Raw genomic sequence first — 18364 nt, forward strand, 5'->3', positions numbered from 1 at the left:
GTCCCTTGGGCTCTGGTGGGCTGGGATGAGGCGGGCGGGGGAGCGTTCAGTCCCGCACGCTCAGGATCTCATCCAGCGGCTTTTTCAACTTGGCAACGGCAGGCACCTTGGCGTCAAGCGCGGGGTGGCCTACGGCGAGGATCATGGTGGCCTTCTCGGAGGCGGGGCGGTCCAGCGCTGCGTTCAGGAATTTCATCGGGTTGGGCGTGTGGGTGAGCATGCTGAGGCCCGCGCGGTGCAGCGACCAGATCAGGAAACCCGTGGCGATGCCGACGCTTTCGGGCACGTAGTAGTTCTTGAACCGCGTCCCGTCGTCAAACTGGCCCCAGCGCTGCGCGAAGACGACGATCAGCCAGGGTGCGGTCGTCAGATGCGGCTTGTGGGCGTCGGTGCCGATGGGCTCCAACGCCTTGATCCATTCATCGCCCGCGCCGCCTGCGTAGAAGGCGCGTTCCTCTGCCTCGGCCTCGGCGCGGATGCGTTTCTTGAGGGCGGGATCGGCGATGGCCACGAAGTGCCAGGGTTGGTGATTGGCGCCCGAGGGCGCGGTTCCGGCGGCTTTCACACAGGTCTCGATCACCGCGCGGGGCACGGGACGATCAGAGAAGTCGCGGATCGAATGGCGGGTCCGGATCTGATTATAGGCCGTTTGCGCGGCCTCCAGGGCTTGCGCATCGGACAGGTCGGCACGGTCTGGCAGGGCCAGCGCCTCGTATGACATATGCGAGCGGCTAAACATCAGGGTCTGTCCGGGGGGAAAGGGGGGGGAAGGGCGGGCCCTGTGTGCAGGCCCGCCCCGGGATCAACGGCTTAGCCGCCGTGGATCATGTCGTCAGGGATCGTGGCGCCTGCGTTCTCGATGAACCACTGGGCCGCACCGGGGTGCCACATCAGGACTTCGTTCTTGTCCCAGTTCTCGGGCAGCGTGGAGCGGGCCGCGCCGTGGATCGCCATCATGCGCTCGTTGTCGGACATGATGATGTCGACGACGGCATAAACGAAGCTGGCGGGCAGTTCGCAGTTGGCGATGGCGAAGTTCCACATGGAGACCGAGTCCGCGTCTTCGGTCAGCGTCTCGTAGGTGCCCGCCGGAATGACGAAGGGCGAGACCGGGAATTCGGCCATGATTGTCGCCTGCTCTTCTTCGGTGAAGGCGATGAAGTTGATGTCGGTCTGCACTTCCAGCTGGCTCACGGCGGGCGTGGGCACGCCAGCGGCAAAAGCGATGACGTCCAGCAGGCCGTCCTGCACCTGACCGCCGAGGTCGGTCCAGTTGCCGTTGCGACGGTCAAACTCGATGCCGAGGGTTTCCATCATCCGCGGGAAGTAGGTGTCCGAGGTGGAGCCTGCTGGGCCGAAGCCGATGCGCGCGCCGTCGGGGATATCAGAAATGGCCTCGATGCCCGAGGAGGCCAGCACGGTGATCGCGAAGGGCGTCTGGTACATCGGGAACATCGCGCAGGCGCCGGTCATCTGCAGGCCGGGGGCGATGGGGTTGGTGCCTTGGAGGCTTTCCGCCGCCGGGCCCATGGTGGTCATGCCGAACTGCGCCTCGCCAGTGTGGACCAGCGCCATGTTCTGCATCGGTCCACCGGTGATTTCGCCCGCACCCGAAATGCCAAGCTCGTCCGCCACCAGGTTGGCCCAACCGGAGCCATAGGCGAAGTAGGTGCCGCCCTGGCCTGCGGTGCCGAGCGTGAAGTTCTCGGGCCAGCCGGTGCGGTCAACGTGACCGTCTGCAAAGGCAGAGGTCGCAACAATAGCCGTGGACAGCGTCAATGCGCCCAGTTTCGTGAAGGTCATGGTAGTCTCCCTTAGTTGGTTGCGACCAGGTTCCCGGATAGCGGGCTCCCATCCCGATCGCTTGGCTGTTTGGTGAGAGCATTCCCGATGCGCGTCCAGCGGGCATTTCCCATGTTTGCGCTAACGGGTGGTAAGATCTGCGTGAGATGTGTCGATTTCCACCCATTGCACGGTTTTTTGTGGGTGCAATCCGACACATTGGCGCGACCAAATGTCTTGCAAGACATTTGCCAGAGCCTTGCAAGGCTCTGGTTGCGCCCCGTTCACGGGGTTTGCGCACCCGGGGGCGGGCGGAAATCTGCCCGGTCCAGCCCGTGTTTCTGCATCTTCTCGTAAAGCGCTTTTCGGCTGATCCCGAGCGCCTCATAGGTCGCCTTGATCGACCCGCCCTGGGCGCTGAGGGTGGCGGCGATCAGGCTACGCTCGTGGGCGGCCATTTGATCTGCCAGGCGGCCTGTGCCCGGCGGCACGCCGCCTGCACCCAGGCCCAGAATGGCGCGCTCGGCCTCATTGCGCAACTCGCGGATGTTGCCGGGCCAGTCGCGCGTGGCCAGTTCGGCCAGCGCGTCGGGGGGCATGGCGGGGACGGGGCGGTTGTGACGGGTGGAGGCGCCGGCCAGCAGGATCTGGAACAGGCCGGGAATATCCTCGCGTCGCTCGGCCAGGGGCGGCATGCGCAGGGTCACGACGTTCAGGCGGTAGAGCAAGTCATCGCGGAAGGCGCCTTCGGCGGCGGCCTGCGCCAGGTCGCGCCGGGAAGCGGCGATGACGCGCAGATCCAGGGGCACGGGTTCATTGGAGCCCAGGGGCGTAATCGCCCGGTCGTGCAGGGCGGTCAGCAGTTTGCCCTGCAGCGCAAGGGGGATGCTGTCGATCTGGTCCAGAAATAGCGTTCCACCCTGGGCGTGGCGGAATTTGCCATAGCGCTCGCGGGCCGCGCCCTCAAACGCGCCGGGCGCGTGGCCGAACAGCTCGCTTTCGATCAACGTGTCGGGCAGGGCGGCGCAATTGACCGCAACAAAAGGCTTGGCCGCGCGGTCAGAGGCGCCGTGGAGCGCGCGCGCGGCCACTTCCTTTCCGGTCCCGGTGGCGCCTTCGATCAACACATCCGTCTCGGTCTCGGCCACGGCCTTCAGTTGCGCGCGCAGCTGCGCCATGACTTGCGAGCGTCCGATCAATTGCGCGGCAATCGGGTCTGCCCGATTGGCCGAGGCCTGGGCCTTCAGCGCGCGCACTTCCATGGTCAGGCGGCGCTTGTCGAGCGCGCGGCGGATGACCGCGACCAGCCGCGCAGGCGCGTAGGGCTTTTCGATGAAATCATAGGCGCCGTTGCGGATGCTTTCGACCGCCAGTTCCACGTCGCCGTGGCCGGTGACCAGGATCACCGGCAGATCCGGGTCGCGCCTCAGGGCCTCGGCCATCAGGGCGGTGCCATCCATACCGGGCATACGGATGTCCGTCACCAGGATGCCGGGAAAATCGGGCGAGATGTGGTCGAGCGCGGCGGCGGCGGTCTCACAGGCGATTACCGGAAGATCTGCGAGCGACAGGGTCTGCTCGCCCGCAATGCGCAAATCAGCCTCATCATCGACAAACAGGACCGCCGCACCGCTCATTCTGCGGCCAGCTCCGGGACTTCGGGCGTGGCGGGCTCCAGCGTGACCCGGAAGAGCGCGCCGCCACCGGGGTGGTTCTCGGCCATCATGCGCCCGCCGAAATCACCGATGATATTGTAGGAGATCGATAGGCCAAGCCCCAGCCCGTGTCCGGGTGCTTTGGTGGTAAAGAACGGGTCGAAGGCCTGGGACAGCGCGTCCTCGGACAGGCCGGGGCCGATGTCACACACCGCAATTTCGGGCGCCTCACCGCCCGACAGCGTGATCTCGATCCGGGGGCGCGCCACGCCTTCCATGGCGTCCAGCGCGTTGCCCAGAAGGTTGACGATGACCTGTTGCAGGCGCACGCGCCCGCCGCGCGCCCAGACCTCGGCCTCGGGCGGCGAATAGATGACCTCTGTCCCGCGCAGGCGCGCGTCCATCAGTTCCAGCGCATCGGCGATGATGGGCTTTAGCGGCACGGGGCCGGTCTTGTCGCCGGGACGCCGGGCGAAATTGCGCAGGTGTTTCGAGATCGAGGCCATGCGGTCCGCCAGGCCGCTGATCCGTTCGATATTGCCGCGCGCCTCATCCGTGCGGTCACGCTCCAGGAAGGTGCGGGCGTTCTCGGCGTAGGATTTCACGGCGGCGAGCGGCTGGTTGAACTCATGGCTCAACGCCGCCGACATCTGCCCCAGGGCGGCCAGTTTGCCCGCCTGCACCAGCTCTGCCTGGGTCGTGCGCAGGCGCGCCTCGGTCGCGCGACGTTCCTCGACTTCGGCCTTCAACTCGTGGGTGCGCTCGGTCACGCGGGCCTCCAGCAGGCTGGCCAGGGATTGTTCAGCCGCCAGGCGTTCAATGAGCCGCGCGCGGCGTCCCAGCATCGTGGCCGCCACCAGCCCGAGCATGACGACCACCAGCGCCAGCAAAAGCGCCGCCGTCCAGGCCCGTTGCAGGGCCGGTGCCGTGGGCGTCAGAATCGTGACGCGCCACCCTGGCGCGGCGATCAGCGTGGTCTGGCTGACGAAGCTTTCGTCGCCCACCTCTGCCAGTTCCAACCCGAAGCCCATCTCTGGATCGAGCGGCGCGACGTCCATGCCCAGGGGCGACAGGCGCGCGAGCGGGTATTGGCGGGTTGCCGCGATCTGCTCGCGCACCTGGGGGCTGAGCGGCACGGTGGTGCGGAAATGCCAATCCGCCCGGTCCGACAGGAAAATGACGTTGTTGATGTCCGTCACCATGATCGTGGCGTCCGAGGCGGCCCAGGCCTCTTCAAAGACATCCAAGCGCAGTTTCACCACGACGATGCCCACGATCCGCGTGTCATCGATCACCGGGGAGGCGAAGAAATAGCCGCGCTGGCCAGACGTCGTACCCAGGGCGTGGAACCGGCCCAAGCCCGCGCCCATGGCGTCGGTGAAATAGGGGCGGTAGGCAAAGCTTTGGCCGATGAACGAATGCTCCGTCCGGTAGTTGGACGAGGCGATGGTGCGCCCTTCGGTGTCGAGCACATAGATATCGGAGACATCCAGCGACAGGGCCGATTGGCGCAGCAATTCGTTGGTGAAGGGCACGATGCCGTCGTTCTCAGGCTCTGCCAGCAGGTCACGCAGGATCGCGCGGTCGGCGATCAGCGCGGGCAGGGCTTGGGTCCGTTCCAACGCGCCGCGCAGCACTTGCGTGGCGAGCCGCAGGGTGGCGGCGTCCTCCGCTCCGGCCTGGCGCAGGTAAAGCCGCTCGATCCGGGGCAGGGAGGCGAGGATGACCGCAAGTGCCAAAAGCGCCACGACAACGACAACCCCAATCGCCCGGCGCGGCGTTGTCGCGCGGGGACGCGAAAGGGGAAGGGTGGGGCGATCACTCATATCGCCAACTATGGCAGGCCTCTGACAAGCTGGCCAGAGGGGCGCCTTTCCGGCGGCGGCGTCTACGAATGCGAAATTTTCCCCGCGCGGATTTCCGCGTGCCGCATTGGAAAACCCGGGCAGCGCGTGCATATTCATCCCACGGAGCCGCTGCGTGACAGGACGCGGCGGCACGACTGGAGGATATCTTAATGAAATTTACGCTTTCTGCCTTTGCCACGACCGCGATCATCGCGCTGACGGCGGGTATGGGCCACGCCCAGGCCGTGGCCGATGATACCGGCCAGACCGGCATCTGCGCCGGCATCGCCACATCGGCTGACTGGATGGGCGGCACGCCGGAGGCCTCGGACATCGCCGCAGCCACGGGGCCACTGACGCTGAGCAGTGTGCCGATTGCCCTGGACGGCCATGTCGTCGGCGTCTTCAGCCTGTCTGCGGCCACGGATGTGCGCCTTGAAGCGCAGCCCGTGGGCAACGGCGACAGCGTCCTTGATCTGTACGACGAAACCGGCGCGCTTGTGGTGACCGATGATGATAGCGGCGGCGGATGGGCGTCGCGGGCCGAGACGCTGCTGCAGCCCGGCACCTATTGCCTTTTGACGCGCGGTTTTGCAGGCGGCGATCTGACCGCCGACATTCGCGTGGGCCGGTTGGAGCATGAGACGATCACCGCAGGCCTTGCGGGCGGCTTCTTTGGCGGCGGCAACGGCTTCTTCGTGGGCGTCGATCCCTGCACGCCCGAGACGGTGGCCACGCCGCTTGGCAACGGTCCGCTGGACGCGCAACTGGTCAACGGCGGCGGCGTGAGTGCGGCCAACACGATCAACGGCGTGCCCTATTACCGCTTCACGCTTTCCGGGGCGCAGGCGGTGTCGATCACGGCCGAGAACCCCCAGGCCGATCCCTATATCTACATTTTCGACGGCAACGGCGATCTTCTGGCTGAGAATGACGATTACCAATCGCTCAACAGCCGGGTGGATTTCACCGCGCCGCTGCCGCCGGGTGATTACTGCATCGGCATGCGGGCGCTGGGGGATCCGAACGTACCGGTGACGGTCTCGGTCTCGGGCTATGACGCCGCCGCTGCCCTGGCCGAGCTTTATGACCGGGGCGATGCGGCCCCGCCAATGGATGGGTCCTACCCGATCACCGATCTGGGCGTGCTGCCGGGCCGCTCGGTCCGCGATGTGCAGATCTCGGGCACGACGGCGACGTGGTATGCGTTTGAGGTCGACCAACAGGGCGCCATCGTCATCGACGCGGTCGAGGTCACCGACAGCGACCCGATGATCATCCTGTTCAACGATCTGGGCCAGGAGCTGGCCTTCAACGACGACCATGGCGGCACGCTCAACAGCCAGATCACCGCGCGTGTGCAGGCGGGCCGGTATCTGCTGGCCGTCCGCCAGTATTCGGACAACTACCAGGGCATCATCCGCGTCGCGACCGAGCGCTATATCCCGGCGCCCTAAGCCGGCGCGTTACGAAAAGGCCGCCCTTCCTCGGGTGGGGCGGCCTTGTTTAGGGGGCTACGCGGCGGACAGCGCCGCAATGATGGCGCCGAAATCCGTGGCCTTCAGGGACGCCCCGCCCACTAGGGCGCCATCGACGTTGGACACCGCAAAGATCTCGGCGGCATTGCCCGGCTTGACCGAGCCGCCATAGAGCAGCGGGATGTCACCCGCCGCGCCGCCGCGCCGCGCGGCCAGTTCAGACCGGATATGATCATGAACCTCTGCAATCTGCTCCAGCGTCGGCGTGCGGCCCGTGCCGATGGCCCAGACGGGCTCGTAGGCGATGACGATCTGGTCCGGCAAGGCACCGGTGGGGATGGAGCCCGCAAGCTGGCCGGAGACGACGTTCAGCGTCACCTCCGCATCCCGCTCGGCCTCGGTCTCGCCAACGCAAATGATCGCGATCAGGCCCGCGTCGATCGCGGCGCTGACTTGGGCCGCGACATCTTCGCTGGTCTCGCCGTGGTCCGCGCGCCGCTCGGAATGGCCGACGATCACATGGGTCGCGCCCGCGTCCGCGAGCATCGAAGCCGAGATGTCGCCGGTATGCGCACCCGATGCTGCCGCGTGGCAGGTTTGGCCGCCGACGTAGAGGTCCATCAGCCCCGCGCGGGCCGCCATCGGCGCAATCAATGTGGCGGGCGGGCACAGCAGCACATCGCAGCTGGCCGCCGAAACGGCGTCCGCCAAGGCGTCCACCTCGGCCAGATTGGCCTCCACCCCGTTCATCTTCCAATTGCCTGCCGCCATTTTCCGTGCCATCGCCGCCTCCAAGTTTGCTTTGGACACGTCGTTGCACTCGACACGACAGCGGTCAACCCGACAGGAGGTCATCGATGATCCCACATATCGACGCAAAAGCCCTCGCGGCCCGTGAACCTGAGGCGCTCGCCGCCACCAGGATCGGCGCGGAGGAGGTGGGGTTTCTGACCCTGCACAACACCGCGCTTAGCGCGCGCGACGTTGAGGCCGCCATCGCCGCCTACCGCGCCTTCTTCAAGGGCGATGCGGCCAACAAGCAGGCCGTGAACATGAATGTCACAGGCTCGAACCGGGGTTGGGGCGGGCAGGGGTCCGAGCAGGTCGATCCCGAGGCCAACCCCGACTACAAAGAGGTCTTCGATTGCGGCGTTGAACTGCCCAAGGACGACCCCTTCGCGCGCCTGCCGGTCTATGCGCCCAATCAATGGCCCGCGCAGCCCGCGGACTTCCAACACACCATCGAGGGCTATTTCACCAAAGCGCGCGCCGTTTCGCTTGACCTGCTGCAAGGCATCTCAGCCGCCATCGGCGCCGATCCCACGTTCTTTGCCGACAAATTCGCCAAGCCAATGGCGCTTCTGCGCGGCAACTTCTACCCCGAGCGCCCCGCCTGGGCGGGCGAGCGCGACTTCGGCATTGCCGCGCATACGGACTACGGCTGCCTGACCCTCCTGGCGACCGACGGCCAACCGGGACTGGAGGTGCAGATGCGCGACGGCGCCTGGGTGCCGGTGCAAGCGGACCCCGGCACCTTCATCATCAACTTCGGTGAGATGCTGGAGATGTGGACGGCTGAGCTTCCAAACGGCGGCCAGATCCGCGCCACGCCGCACCGGGTGATCGGCGGCGCCCATGAGCGGATCTCGATCCCGCTCTTTTTCAACCCGGTCTATGACACGAACGTCACGCCCGACGGCGCCCCCAAACTCAGCGCTGGCGAACACCTTTCAAAGCGCTACCAGGAAACCTACACCCACCTGCAAGATGCCAGTTGACCGCCCAGTCCTCTGCCCGCGCCCCCCATTCCCCGTTCTCTAAATATCCCGGGGGTGTGGGGGCTGGCCCCCACTGATAGGTGTGTGTGGGGGCTGGCCCCCACTGAACCGGTTTCCTTAGGCGCAACAGTCCAATCGCCGTTACAAATGCTCCAAGGCCCGCCGCGCCCAGGCGACGGCTTCATCCGGGTCATCCATCGCGGCCTCGGGCATTGTCCAGTAGGGCATCGCAGTGGGCTTGCGCTTGGCGCCTTCGCGCTCATAGGTCCAGCGCGTGCAGCCTTCGGCATCCAGCACATCGCAAAACGCGCCCCGGCCCTTCAGGAACAACTGCCCGTCGGACATCAGCAGCGCAAAGATCGTCCCGTCGTGGTAGATGCAGAGCCCGCCCATCATCTTGCGTGTGGTCAGGCCGCCGAGACCGTCAAAGAGCTCCAGCGCGTGGGCGATCTCTTCGTCCGAGACACTCACTTGTCGAGCGTCGCGGCGGCCAGTTCGTCCATGTCTTTGAACTTGATCGACTCGCCGCAGCCGCAGGCGTCCGTGACGTTGGGATTGCGGAACTGGAACGAGGATTCCAGCAGCGACACCTCATAGTCAATCTCGGTGCCAAAGAGGAACATCTGCGCCATTGGCGCGATCATCACGCGGGCGCCGTCCTGCTCCACCACTTCGTCATTGGGGTCGATCTCGGACACGTATTCCATGGTGTATTCCATGCCCGCGCAGCCGCCCTTCTTGATGCCGATGCGCAGCCCTTGCGTGCCGCCCTGGGCCATCAGCTTGGCGATCTGCTTGGTCGCTTTGTCCGTCATGGTGACGGCCTGTTTTCCGGGGATACCGAACATGGGTCTGGCTTTCATGTGACTGCTTAAGGTCAATGTAGGCCCCGGCGGCGTGTTTCTCAAGCCTGACGAGAACGCTCAATTATTCAGTGCATCATCGGCATGACCATGGCCAAAGGCACGGCCACGGCCAGCCCCCAGGCCAGGCTGATGCACGAGCCCAGAAGCAGGCGCGTGCGCCCGCCCGCGTCGCGCTGCGTGAAGCTGAGGCCCATGTAGATTCCCTTCACCGCGATCACGGCTGCCACGAAAACGGGCCAGCCGCCGATCAGCACCACGCAAAGGGCGGCACGTTCCATCCAGCCGATCACAACGCCCAAGCGCGGCCCGCGACCCCCCAGCCACATCGCCACCGCATATTGCCCACCGCGCGCGGCAAAGAGCACGCCGCCCGCGATCATGTAGTAAAGCGGTAGGTTTTCGACCTCGGCCAACGGGCTCGCGGGCCAGATCTGCGGCGCCAGAAGCGCGATTCCAGCGATGGAGGCCACGTGCAACAGCTGATCGGCCACATAGGCGCCCAGGCCTTCGGGCATCGCGTAGGTCTTGACTATGTCGATCCACAGATGCAGCGCGGCGAGTGCCAGGAACCAGGGGTTCAGGGTCAGCGTGGTGGCGCACATGGTGCCCAGGACCAGCGCGATATGGGCGGCCATGGCGATGGGGCGCTTCTTGTTCACGACCATCCAGGTGGTCTGCAACACGTAATCCGCGATCACATGGGCCAGAAACAAGGCTGCAAAAGTATAGGCTGCCATTGGCTATGTCGGTTCCTGCTTCCAATGGGGTTCACGCGCGGCGTGGCCCCGTTGACGGCGTGGATGTGCCGCCCTCTTCCAATATTCCCCTTGAAAAAACGATGGCAGGCGCAGGCCTCCGCGACAAGCACACGGGACGTCAAATCGGCGTAAGGATTGCCTGTCTTTACAGAATGCAGGATCGCGGCAAGCGGGACTTACATGAAGCCCAGTTCCAGCCGCGCCTCGTCAGACATCATGTCCATGCCCCAGGGCGGCTCCCACGTCAGTTCGACATCTACCTGCTTGACGCCGTCCAGCGGCTCGATCGCGTCGGCGACCCACCCGGGCATCTCTCCGGCCACGGGGCAGCCGGGGGCGGTCAGCGTCATGATGATCGAAACCTCGTTCTCGGCCCCGATATCGATCGTGTAGATCAGGCCAAGATCGTAGATGTTCACCGGGATTTCCGGATCGAAGACGGACCGGCACGCCTCAACGACGTTGTCATACAGCGGATGATCTGTGCTGGAGGGCGCGATCAGCGGTGCGCCTTCCATCTGAGGGGATTGCTCGGTCATGGTCTGCCCTGCGGTTTGTACCTGACCAAAGATATAGGGATTGGGGGGCGGGGCGTAAAGACGCCGTCGACCCGCAGATGTCGCGCCCTTGTGTTTCGGGGCCGCGGGCGTCAGTGTTCACGTCTTACACACGGGGAACACCATGAAAAACTGGGACGAATTGGCCGCCCCTTGGCTCAAGGCCGAGGCACGGATGGAGGCGGCGCATCGCCCGGTTCTGGATGCGATGTTGGAAAAGGCGGATCTGCAGACCGGCCACAGTGTCCTGGATATCGGGATTGGCAGCGGGCTGAGCACCGCTCTGGCGGCTGAGGCCGTGGGGCAGGGCGCTGGAGTGACGGGCGTCGATGTGGCGCCGCCATTCATCGCGCGCGCGGCCGAGCGGATGCCGGACGGCGTGACGCTCTTGGAGGCCGACGCCGAGACCCATGATTTTTCCGGCGCGGGATTTGAGCGGGCGATCTCGCTTTTCGGCACGATGTTCTTTGGCGACACGCAGGCCGCTTTCGCCAATCTGCGCCGCGCGATGGTGCCGGGCGGGCGCTTCACCTTCGCGGCCTGGGCACCGCCTGCAAGCAACCCCTGGCTGAGCATCGGCGGGCAGGCGGCGAATGCCGTCCTTGGCCCGCCGGCCGAGCGCCCGGACCCCAACGCGCCCGGACCCTTCCGCTTTGCGCTGCCCGACACGGCGCTCGATGCGCTGAGCTCCAGCGGCTGGCAGGCCGAGGTGGAAACCCTGGACCTGACCCTTCTGCCCACGGGCACGTTAGAAGAGATCACCGCGACCCAGATGGCCCTTGGTGTCGCGGCCTCGCGCATCGCCCAAGAGGAGGCGGATGCGGAAGAGGTCGAGGCGATTGAAGACGCCATCGCCTCGCGGTTTCGGCAGATGCAGAACAAGGCGGGTGCCGTGCTGGTGCCTGCGCGCATTCACTTCTTTACGGCAACCGCCTAGGACGCGCTTAGGAAATTCGCCAAAGCCTCCAACGCGTGACGCACGGGCGGGTCGTGTCGCCCCTCGTGGTGGCAGACGAGCCATTGTTCGTGGGTCAATTCCGGGATCGTGTCGCCGAGTTGCATCAGCGGGGCCACCATGTCGCTCATGAACGTCGGCAGCACGACGCGCCCGATCCCGGCCTTGGCCATGGCAACCGCGAGGACCGCGTCATTGGCGCGGGTGACGATTTCAGCTGCGTGATGGGCCTCCAGCCAGCGCGCCGTCGGCGTGGTGGCGCGGTCCCCGCCCGCGCCGATCCAGCCGGTGACACTGGCGTCCAGCGCGAAGACCGCGAAGTCCACCGTGCCGGTCTTTCGGCCCGCCAACCAGGGCTGATCCGGGCGGCGGTTGCGGATGCCGATGTCGATCTGGCGGCGGGCAATGTCTTGGAACAACTCTCCGGCCAAGAACTCGGGCACCCAGTCGAAGCCCGGTTGCCAGATGTCGGCAAAGCCGCGCGCGAGTAGTTTTGAGGTCCAGGTCCCGGCCGAGATCCGCACCGCGCGTTTGCCGGGCCGTTGGTCACGCCACACCTGGATGTCGGCGGCGGCGGCTTCCATCCGCTCGGTGCGCCGCAGCAGTTCTCGCCCCTCGGACGTGAGCGCATAACCCTCGCGCCCGTGCAGGAACAGCGCGCGGTCCATCTGCGCTTCCAGCGCTTTCATTCGGCGTGACAGGGTCGCGGCGCTGCTGCCGGCCTGGGCGGCGGCTGCTGTCAGGCTGCCGTGGCGTGCGACGGCAGAGAACAGGGCCAGATCATCCCACATATGCGCGCCCTCCTTTGCAAAAATGAAAACCCATTCGCGATCCTGTCTGTCGCGGAGAGACCTCGGGTCATGGCAATAACTCCCTATTAGCAGAAGGATGAAAGCCATGCATGAGATAATTCGCAAGATCGACATCCCGCAACCCCCGCGCACCGGCGTGATGAAAGAGCGGGAAGTGTTTGCAAAAATGGAAGCGGATCAGCGCGCGCAGCGACGGCGGCTGCGTCGGGACCGGTGGTTGACGGCGTTGCGGTTGAAACGTCGGGGCCGCCGCACCTGAGGCGCTTTGCAATTTGCGCGCTGCGGGGCTAAGCGGAGGGCATGTCCGATCGTTTTTCCTTCCGCCTCAACGCGACCTCGAGCAAAGCCCGCACGGGCGTCATCGCCACCCCGCGTGGCGAGATCCGCACCCCCGCCTTCATGCCCGTGGGCACGGCGGCGACGGTCAAGGCAATGATGCCCGAAAGCGTGGCCGCCACGGGCGCCGACATCCTTTTGGGCAACACCTACCACCTGATGCTGCGCCCCACGGCAGAGCGGATTGCCAACCTTGGTGGCCTGCACCGGTTCATGAATTGGGACAAGCCGATCCTCACAGATTCCGGTGGGTTTCAGGTGATGAGCCTCGCGGATCTGCGCAAATTGACCAAGGACGGCGTGACGTTTCGCAGCCACATCGACGGCTCCAAACATCTTCTCAGCCCCGAGCGGTCGATGGAAATCCAGAAGCTTCTGGGCTCGGACATTGTGATGTGCTTCGACGAATGCCCGGCGCTGCCTGCGGACCGCAAGGCGTTGGAAGAGTCCATGCGCCTGTCGATGCGGTGGGCCGCACGCTCGAAAGAGGCGTTCGGCGACCGCCCCGGCTACGCGCTTTTCGGGATCCAGCAGGGCGGGCTGGAGGAGGACCTTCGCGCGGAATCCGCCAAGGCGTTGCGAGAGATCGAGTTTGACGGCTACGCGGTCGGCGGCCTTGCCGTGGGCGAGGGGCAGGAGGCCATGTTTGGCTGCCTCGACTTCGCGCCGGATCAGCTGCCGGTGAACAAGCCGCGCTACCTGATGGGCGTGGGTAAGCCCGATGACATCGTGGGCGCCGTGAAGCGCGGGATCGACATGATGGATTGCGTGTTGCCGTCGCGTTCCGGCAGGACCGGGCAGGCCTGGACCCGGCGCGGACAGGTGAACATCAAGAACGCGCGCCACGCCGATGACCCGCGCCCGCTGGACGAAGACTGCACGTGCCCCGCCTGCCGCAACTATTCGCGCGCCTATCTGCACCACGTCTTCCGCAGCCACGAGATGATCTCGGGCATGCTGCTGACCTGGCACAACCTGCATTATTACCAAGAGTTGATGGCGGACATGCGCGCGGCCATCGCGGCAGATGATTTCGCGGGCTTTGAGGTGAGGTTCCACGCCACGCGCGCGGCAGGGGATATCGAGCCGCTGTAACTAGGCCTTAGGTCATCTGCTCCACGCCCCATGTCGGCTCGCTCCTTGCGCCCAATCGCCTCCAACCGGTCAAGCAATCGCCCCATTCCTGCGGAAAAGTGCCGTGGAATGGATGGAGCCGCCGATGTTCAAACGCCTCTACAGTCAACGCCGCAGGATCGCCGTTGTCATGCTTCTTTTGGGCCTTGCGGTGGCGCTGTCGCTGACCGACAACCCGGAGCTGCGCTACTACTTCAAGCACAGCATGGAAGGGCCGCTTTGGATCAACCAACTCTCCTACGGGCTTGCTGTTGCCATCGTGCCCCTTGGGGCCTGTGGCCTGGTGATCCTTCTGTTCCCCAGCCTGCGCGGCGCGTTGGAATTGGGGGCGCTGACCTTTGTGCTGGTGGAAACGGCGCGGTTCGCGGCGCCGATGATGCCCGCGTGGATGGCGCCGTGGATGGCGGATGGCTCCACGCAAATCTGGTGGTGGCCCGTGCTCTACTTCGGCCTTGCGCTGATGCGCGAATCCCCGCTTTTCGGCCGCTTGTCCCCAAAGCTGCCGCTGCGGTTTCGGGACCGTCGCAAGATCAACGCCACACCCGCCGCCATCTGGGCTGCTCTTGCGCCTGACGCTGATAACCTCGGCACCTATTGGAACAACGTGCTGACGCGGGTGGCCGATGTTCCTGGCGCAGGAGGCAATGTCGTGGAGGCGCGCTTCAAGATGGGCAAGTTTGGCGCGCTGATCCAACGCCATACGCGGCACATTTGGAACAAACCGCTGCATTTCCTCTACGATTTTGAGCCCGAGAGCGACGCCGGTGCCGGGTTCTCTGGCAGCTACGAGATGAAATGTGAGCCGCTGGACGACGGTCGGTGCTTGGTGACAAGCACCCAAAGCTACCCCGGCCTGGGTTTTGGCACATGGTCGTTCCTATGGCTCGACGACATCTTGAGCGATGAAATGAACGGGGTCGTGGCAAAGATGAACGGACGCCGGGACTGGTCCCTGGGCGGATGGGCGGCCCGCAAGTTGGCGCGCTCGGCCTGAGCGATTTGCGATTGCTTCGCGGGGGGCTGATCGCAGACCTCGTCATGATGAACCTGCGAGACACGCAGGGGTGTTGGTGACCCCCGCTGTCGCGGTAAGAAACGCCGAGTAGGCGTAAGGGAAACCAACTTGAACAGCCGTACGATCATCCGCGCGAACGGCTCCATCGCCGCCTCCGTGATCGTCACGATGGTCTTCGGGGGCTTGGCCGTCTTCGGCCTGCGCATCGTGTTCGTAGCACTGGGTCTGGGCGAGACAGGCCTATGGGTCTGGGCCTTGCTGGGGATCGCGCTGTTGCTCCTCTGGGCGGTCGTGCATGTGCTGTGGTCGGCGTTCGGTGTGGCGCTGATCATATCGCGCGGCGGTATTCGCAAGCCCGGCCCCTTTCGCGGCATCACGCTGCCCGCGCAGGGGCTGCGGTTGGGGCGCTATGACACCCTGCGCATGGGGGCCATCACCACATCGGGCGACAAACGGGCACGCAAGGTCAGCGAGCTCTGGGCGCTTTGCCCGCAACGCGGGGCGGTTTTGCTGATGGAAACCGCACGCGACGCGCCGGTTTTGGCGCGCGTGGCCCAAGGCGCGGGTCTGCATCTGGGGCTGGAGGTCGAGGAAATGAGCCGCCAGGGTGCCGCCGGGTTCGCGCCCCGGCAGCCCTAGGCATCCCTAGGCATCTGGGCCGCCGCCAAGCCGAGGCGCGTGTTTTCCACATCATTTTGCGTCCCAGGCGGGGAGGACCGCCAAATCTCGGTTGTGCGGCGGGGCGCGGGCGTGCACACTCCGGCAATTAATTCCGCGACGGGGCGGCTTGAAACAGCCCCGTCATCGCCCCACGTTAAGAAGTCCTGAAGATGGAGGGGGCTAGGTTGCCGCAAAGCGGGGCCAGACCCTCGGCCAAAGATAAAGGAAGACAGCATATGTCTGACCAAACAATCTATCCCGTCCTGCCGCTGCGCGACATCGTCGTTTTCCCGCATATGGTTGTGCCGCTCTTCGTGGGCCGCGAAAAATCCGTGCGGGCGCTGGAAGAAGTGATGCAGGACGACAAGCAGATCCTGCTGTCCTCGCAGCGCGACCCGGCCGAGGATGATCCCGGCCCCCACGGCATCTATGAAAACGGCGTGCTGGCCAATGTGCTGCAATTGCTGAAACTGCCCGACGGCACCGTGAAGGTGCTGGTCGAAGGCCGCCGCCGTGTGCGGATTGACGAATATACCTCGACTGACCCGTTCTTTGAGGCGATTGCCACGGAACTGGCCGAGACGACGGGCGATCTGGAAGCGATTGCCGCGCTGACGCGCTCGGTCGCCGAAGAGTTCGAGAAATACGCCAAGGTGAAGAAGAACGTGCCCGAAGAGGCGCTGACGTCTGTGTCCGAGGCCCATGATCCGGCCAAGCTCGCCGATTTGGTGTCTGGCCATCTGGGCATTGAGGTGGAGCAGAAGCAGGAGCTTCTGGAAACCCTCGAAGTCGCCGGGCGGCTGGAGAAGGTCTACGGCCTGATGCAGGGTGAGATGTCCGTGCTGCAGGTGGAGAAGAAGATCAAGACCCGCGTGAAGTCACAGATGGAGCGGACCCAGCGCGAGTACTATCTGAACGAGCAAATGAAGGCGATCCAGCGCGAATTGGGCGACGGCGAAGAGGGCGAAGGCGAAGTGGCCGAGTTGGCCGAACGCATCAACGCCACGAAGTTGAGCAAAGAGGCGCGCGAGAAAGCGGATGCCGAGCTGAAAAAGCTCAAGAACATGTCGCCGATGAGCGCCGAGGCCACGGTTGTGCGCAACTACCTCGACTGGATGTTGTCGATCCCGTGGGGCGTGAAGTCTCGCGTCAAGAAGGATCTGGGCAAGGCCGAAAAGATCCTCGACGACGATCATTACGGCTTGGAGAAGGTGAAGGAGCGGATCGTTGAATATCTGGCGGTCCAGCAGCGGTCCAAGAAGCTGAAGGGGCCGATCATGTGCCTCGTCGGCCCTCCGGGTGTGGGTAAGACCTCGCTCGGCAAGTCGGTGGCGAAGGCCACGGGGCGTGAGTTCATCCGGATTTCCCTGGGTGGTGTGCGCGACGAGTCCGAGATCCGCGGTCACCGTCGGACGTACATCGGCTCGATGCCCGGCAAGATCATCCAGGCGCTGAAGAAGGCGAAAACGACGAACCCGCTGATCTTGCTCGATGAAATCGACAAGATGGGGCAGGACTTCCGGGGCGACCCGGCATCCGCGATGCTGGAGGTGCTGGACCCGGAACAGAACTCCACCTTCGTGGATCACTATCTTGAGGTCGAATATGACCTCTCAAACGTGATGTTCCTGACCACCGCGAACTCCTACAACATGCCGGGCCCGCTTCTGGACCGGATGGAGATCATTCCGCTGGCCGGCTACACCGAGGATGAAAAGGCCGAGATTGCCAACCGTCACCTCATCGCCAAGCAGGTGAAAAACCACGGGTTGAAGGCCGACGAATTCCGGCTGGAGCCCGAGGCGCTGCAAGAGATGATCCGCGTCTACACTCGTGAGGCGGGCGTGCGGAACCTGGAGCGGGAGATTGGGAAATTGGCCCGGAAGGCCGTGACCAAGATCGTGCGCAAAGAGGTTGAAGAAGTCGTCGTAACCCCCGAAAATCTTGGGGATTTCTTGGGCGTGAAGAAATACCGCTATGGCCTGGCCGAGGACGCGGATCAGATCGGTGTCGTCACCGGGCTGGCCTATACATCGGTAGGTGGGGACCTTCTGCACATCGAGGCGCTGCAACTGCCCGGCAAGGGGCGGATGAAGACGACGGGTAAGCTCGGCGATGTGATGAAGGAAAGCATCGACGCGGCCTCCAGCTACGTGCGCTCCATCGCGCCAAGCATCGGGGTCAAACCGCCCAAGTTCGACCGCATGGACATCCACGTCCACGTGCCCGATGGCGCGACGCCCAAAGACGGGCCAAGCGCGGGTCTGGCGATGGTCACGTCCATCGTGTCGGTTCTTACCGGCATCCCGGTGAAACGCGACATCGCGATGACGGGCGAGGTTTCGCTGCGCGGCAACGCAATGCCGATCGGCGGCTTGAAGGAGAAGCTTCTGGCGGCCCTGCGGGGCGGCATCACGACGGTCCTGATCCCTCAGGAAAACGAGAAAGACCTCGTTGAGATCCCGGACAATGTGAAGGAGGGGCTGAACATCATCCCCGTCGCCCACGTGTCCGAGGTTCTGGCCCATGCCCTGACGTCGGTGCCCGAAGCGATTGAGTGGGACGAGGCGGCAGAAGAAGCCGCCGCCGCCGCCGCTGCCATCGCCCGGGGCGGCGAGGGGGCCACGGCCCATTGAAGTGATGTGTAAGCGTCATGCCGTAAGGCACTGAAAAAGAAAGACCCGCAGGCCGTGAAAGCCCGCGGGTCTTTTCGTGATAGACGGCGAGCGCA

General features: G+C 64.8%; 18 protein-coding genes. 8 read left to right on the top strand and 10 right to left on the bottom strand.

Going from position 1 to position 18364, the window contains the following annotated elements; genetic code table 11:
* Positions 1-46: 46 nt before the first annotated feature.
* The 4 genes from AC6I9R_RS10805 to AC6I9R_RS10820 form a co-directional block, all read right to left on the bottom strand.
* On the bottom strand, positions 47-739 hold the full coding sequence (locus tag AC6I9R_RS10805) for a nitroreductase family protein (protein WP_461425582.1): 693 nt from the start codon (positions 737-739) through the stop codon (positions 47-49).
* A gap of 71 nt (positions 740-810) precedes the next feature.
* Complete coding sequence (locus tag AC6I9R_RS10810) at positions 811-1803, bottom strand: TAXI family TRAP transporter solute-binding subunit (RefSeq protein ID WP_461425583.1); 993 nt, start codon at positions 1801-1803, stop codon at positions 811-813.
* Between the two features lie 263 nt (positions 1804-2066).
* Positions 2067-3419 (bottom strand): sigma-54-dependent transcriptional regulator, encoded by a 1353-nt coding sequence (locus AC6I9R_RS10815; protein WP_461425584.1) that lies wholly within the window; start codon positions 3417-3419, stop codon positions 2067-2069.
* Positions 3416-5263 (bottom strand): sensor histidine kinase, encoded by a 1848-nt coding sequence (locus AC6I9R_RS10820; protein ID WP_461425585.1) that lies wholly within the window; start codon positions 5261-5263, stop codon positions 3416-3418. Before AC6I9R_RS10820 ends, AC6I9R_RS10815 begins: the two co-directional genes overlap by 4 nt.
* Positions 5264-5454: 191 nt before the next feature.
* Between AC6I9R_RS10820 and AC6I9R_RS10825 the strand changes: the two genes are divergently transcribed.
* Positions 5455-6741, top strand: a complete 1287-nt coding sequence (locus tag AC6I9R_RS10825; RefSeq protein ID WP_461425586.1) for a PPC domain-containing protein — start codon at positions 5455-5457, stop codon at positions 6739-6741.
* Positions 6742-6798: 57 nt separating this feature from the next.
* Here the strand turns inward: AC6I9R_RS10825 and tpiA are convergent, their stop codons facing one another.
* Entirely contained in the window at positions 6799-7545 is a 747-nt protein-coding gene (gene tpiA, locus AC6I9R_RS10830; protein WP_461425587.1) for a triose-phosphate isomerase, read from the bottom strand.
* 74 nt (positions 7546-7619) lie between these two features.
* Between tpiA and AC6I9R_RS10835 the strand changes: the two genes are divergently transcribed.
* Entirely contained in the window at positions 7620-8540 is a 921-nt protein-coding gene (locus AC6I9R_RS10835; RefSeq protein WP_461425588.1) for an isopenicillin N synthase family dioxygenase, read from the top strand.
* A gap of 141 nt (positions 8541-8681) precedes the next feature.
* Here AC6I9R_RS10835 and AC6I9R_RS10840 read toward each other — a convergent pair whose 3' ends face one another.
* The 4 genes from AC6I9R_RS10840 to AC6I9R_RS10855 form a co-directional block, all read right to left on the bottom strand.
* On the bottom strand, positions 8682-9011 hold the full coding sequence (locus AC6I9R_RS10840; protein ID WP_257892171.1) for a TfoX/Sxy family protein: 330 nt from the start codon (positions 9009-9011) through the stop codon (positions 8682-8684).
* Positions 9008-9388, bottom strand: a complete 381-nt coding sequence (locus tag AC6I9R_RS10845; RefSeq protein WP_461426603.1) for a HesB/IscA family protein — start codon at positions 9386-9388, stop codon at positions 9008-9010. Before AC6I9R_RS10845 ends, AC6I9R_RS10840 begins: the two co-directional genes overlap by 4 nt.
* A gap of 83 nt (positions 9389-9471) precedes the next feature.
* Positions 9472-10143 (bottom strand): DUF3307 domain-containing protein, encoded by a 672-nt coding sequence (locus tag AC6I9R_RS10850; protein ID WP_461425589.1) that lies wholly within the window; start codon positions 10141-10143, stop codon positions 9472-9474.
* Positions 10144-10340: 197 nt separating this feature from the next.
* Positions 10341-10703, bottom strand: a complete 363-nt coding sequence (locus AC6I9R_RS10855) for an SUF system Fe-S cluster assembly protein (RefSeq protein WP_461425590.1) — start codon at positions 10701-10703, stop codon at positions 10341-10343.
* A gap of 142 nt (positions 10704-10845) precedes the next feature.
* Between AC6I9R_RS10855 and AC6I9R_RS10860 the strand changes: the two genes are divergently transcribed.
* Positions 10846-11658, top strand: a complete 813-nt coding sequence (locus AC6I9R_RS10860) for a class I SAM-dependent methyltransferase (protein WP_461425591.1) — start codon at positions 10846-10848, stop codon at positions 11656-11658.
* Here the strand turns inward: AC6I9R_RS10860 and AC6I9R_RS10865 are convergent.
* Entirely contained in the window at positions 11655-12467 is an 813-nt protein-coding gene (locus tag AC6I9R_RS10865; RefSeq protein WP_461425592.1) for a LysR family transcriptional regulator, read from the bottom strand. The genes AC6I9R_RS10860 and AC6I9R_RS10865 overlap by 4 nt on opposite strands.
* Positions 12468-12573: 106 nt before the next feature.
* On the opposite strand from AC6I9R_RS10865, the gene AC6I9R_RS10870 reads away from it, so the two are divergent.
* The 5 genes from AC6I9R_RS10870 to lon all read left to right on the top strand — a co-directional run bounded on the left by AC6I9R_RS10870 (position 12574) and on the right by lon (position 18269).
* The gene (locus AC6I9R_RS10870) at positions 12574-12747 is read left to right on the top strand and encodes a hypothetical protein (protein WP_461425593.1); all 174 of its coding nucleotides are present in this window, start codon (positions 12574-12576) and stop codon (positions 12745-12747) included.
* Positions 12748-12788: 41 nt separating this feature from the next.
* The gene (tgt, locus tag AC6I9R_RS10875) at positions 12789-13919 is read left to right on the top strand and encodes a tRNA guanosine(34) transglycosylase Tgt (RefSeq protein ID WP_461425594.1); all 1131 of its coding nucleotides are present in this window, start codon (positions 12789-12791) and stop codon (positions 13917-13919) included.
* Positions 13920-14031: 112 nt separating this feature from the next.
* Positions 14032-14952, top strand: a complete 921-nt coding sequence (locus tag AC6I9R_RS10880) for an SRPBCC family protein (RefSeq protein WP_497863113.1) — start codon at positions 14032-14034, stop codon at positions 14950-14952.
* A 129-nt stretch (positions 14953-15081) separates the two neighbouring features.
* Positions 15082-15612, top strand: a complete 531-nt coding sequence (locus AC6I9R_RS10885; protein ID WP_461425596.1) for a hypothetical protein — start codon at positions 15082-15084, stop codon at positions 15610-15612.
* 257 nt (positions 15613-15869) lie between these two features.
* Positions 15870-18269, top strand: a complete 2400-nt coding sequence (gene lon, locus AC6I9R_RS10890) for an endopeptidase La (protein WP_461425597.1) — start codon at positions 15870-15872, stop codon at positions 18267-18269.
* Positions 18270-18364 lie beyond the last annotated feature (95 nt).

The organism is Gymnodinialimonas sp. (assembly GCF_059726805.1).

Excerpts from the sequence above, each read along its gene's own strand:
- AC6I9R_RS10805 (WP_461425582.1), bottom strand. The coding sequence starts at position 739 with ATGTTTAGCCGCTCGCATATGTCATACGAGGCGCTGGCCCTGCCAGAC.
- AC6I9R_RS10810 (WP_461425583.1), bottom strand. The coding sequence starts at position 1,803 with ATGACCTTCACGAAACTGGGCGCATTGACGCTGTCCACGGCTATTGTT.
- AC6I9R_RS10815 (WP_461425584.1), bottom strand. The coding sequence starts at position 3,419 with ATGAGCGGTGCGGCGGTCCTGTTTGTCGATGATGAGGCTGATTTGCGC.
- AC6I9R_RS10820 (WP_461425585.1), bottom strand. The coding sequence starts at position 5,263 with ATGAGTGATCGCCCCACCCTTCCCCTTTCGCGTCCCCGCGCGACAACG.
- AC6I9R_RS10825 (WP_461425586.1), top strand. The coding sequence starts at position 5,455 with ATGAAATTTACGCTTTCTGCCTTTGCCACGACCGCGATCATCGCGCTG.
- tpiA (WP_461425587.1), bottom strand. The coding sequence starts at position 7,545 with ATGGCACGGAAAATGGCGGCAGGCAATTGGAAGATGAACGGGGTGGAG.
- AC6I9R_RS10835 (WP_461425588.1), top strand. The coding sequence starts at position 7,620 with ATGATCCCACATATCGACGCAAAAGCCCTCGCGGCCCGTGAACCTGAG.
- AC6I9R_RS10845 (WP_461426603.1), bottom strand. The coding sequence starts at position 9,388 with ATGTTCGGTATCCCCGGAAAACAGGCCGTCACCATGACGGACAAAGCG.
- AC6I9R_RS10850 (WP_461425589.1), bottom strand. The coding sequence starts at position 10,143 with ATGGCAGCCTATACTTTTGCAGCCTTGTTTCTGGCCCATGTGATCGCG.
- AC6I9R_RS10855 (WP_461425590.1), bottom strand. The coding sequence starts at position 10,703 with ATGACCGAGCAATCCCCTCAGATGGAAGGCGCACCGCTGATCGCGCCC.
- AC6I9R_RS10860 (WP_461425591.1), top strand. The coding sequence starts at position 10,846 with ATGAAAAACTGGGACGAATTGGCCGCCCCTTGGCTCAAGGCCGAGGCA.
- AC6I9R_RS10865 (WP_461425592.1), bottom strand. The coding sequence starts at position 12,467 with ATGTGGGATGATCTGGCCCTGTTCTCTGCCGTCGCACGCCACGGCAGC.
- AC6I9R_RS10870 (WP_461425593.1), top strand. The coding sequence starts at position 12,574 with ATGCATGAGATAATTCGCAAGATCGACATCCCGCAACCCCCGCGCACC.
- tgt (WP_461425594.1), top strand. The coding sequence starts at position 12,789 with ATGTCCGATCGTTTTTCCTTCCGCCTCAACGCGACCTCGAGCAAAGCC.
- AC6I9R_RS10880 (WP_497863113.1), top strand. The coding sequence starts at position 14,032 with ATGGAGCCGCCGATGTTCAAACGCCTCTACAGTCAACGCCGCAGGATC.
- lon (WP_461425597.1), top strand. The coding sequence starts at position 15,870 with ATGTCTGACCAAACAATCTATCCCGTCCTGCCGCTGCGCGACATCGTC.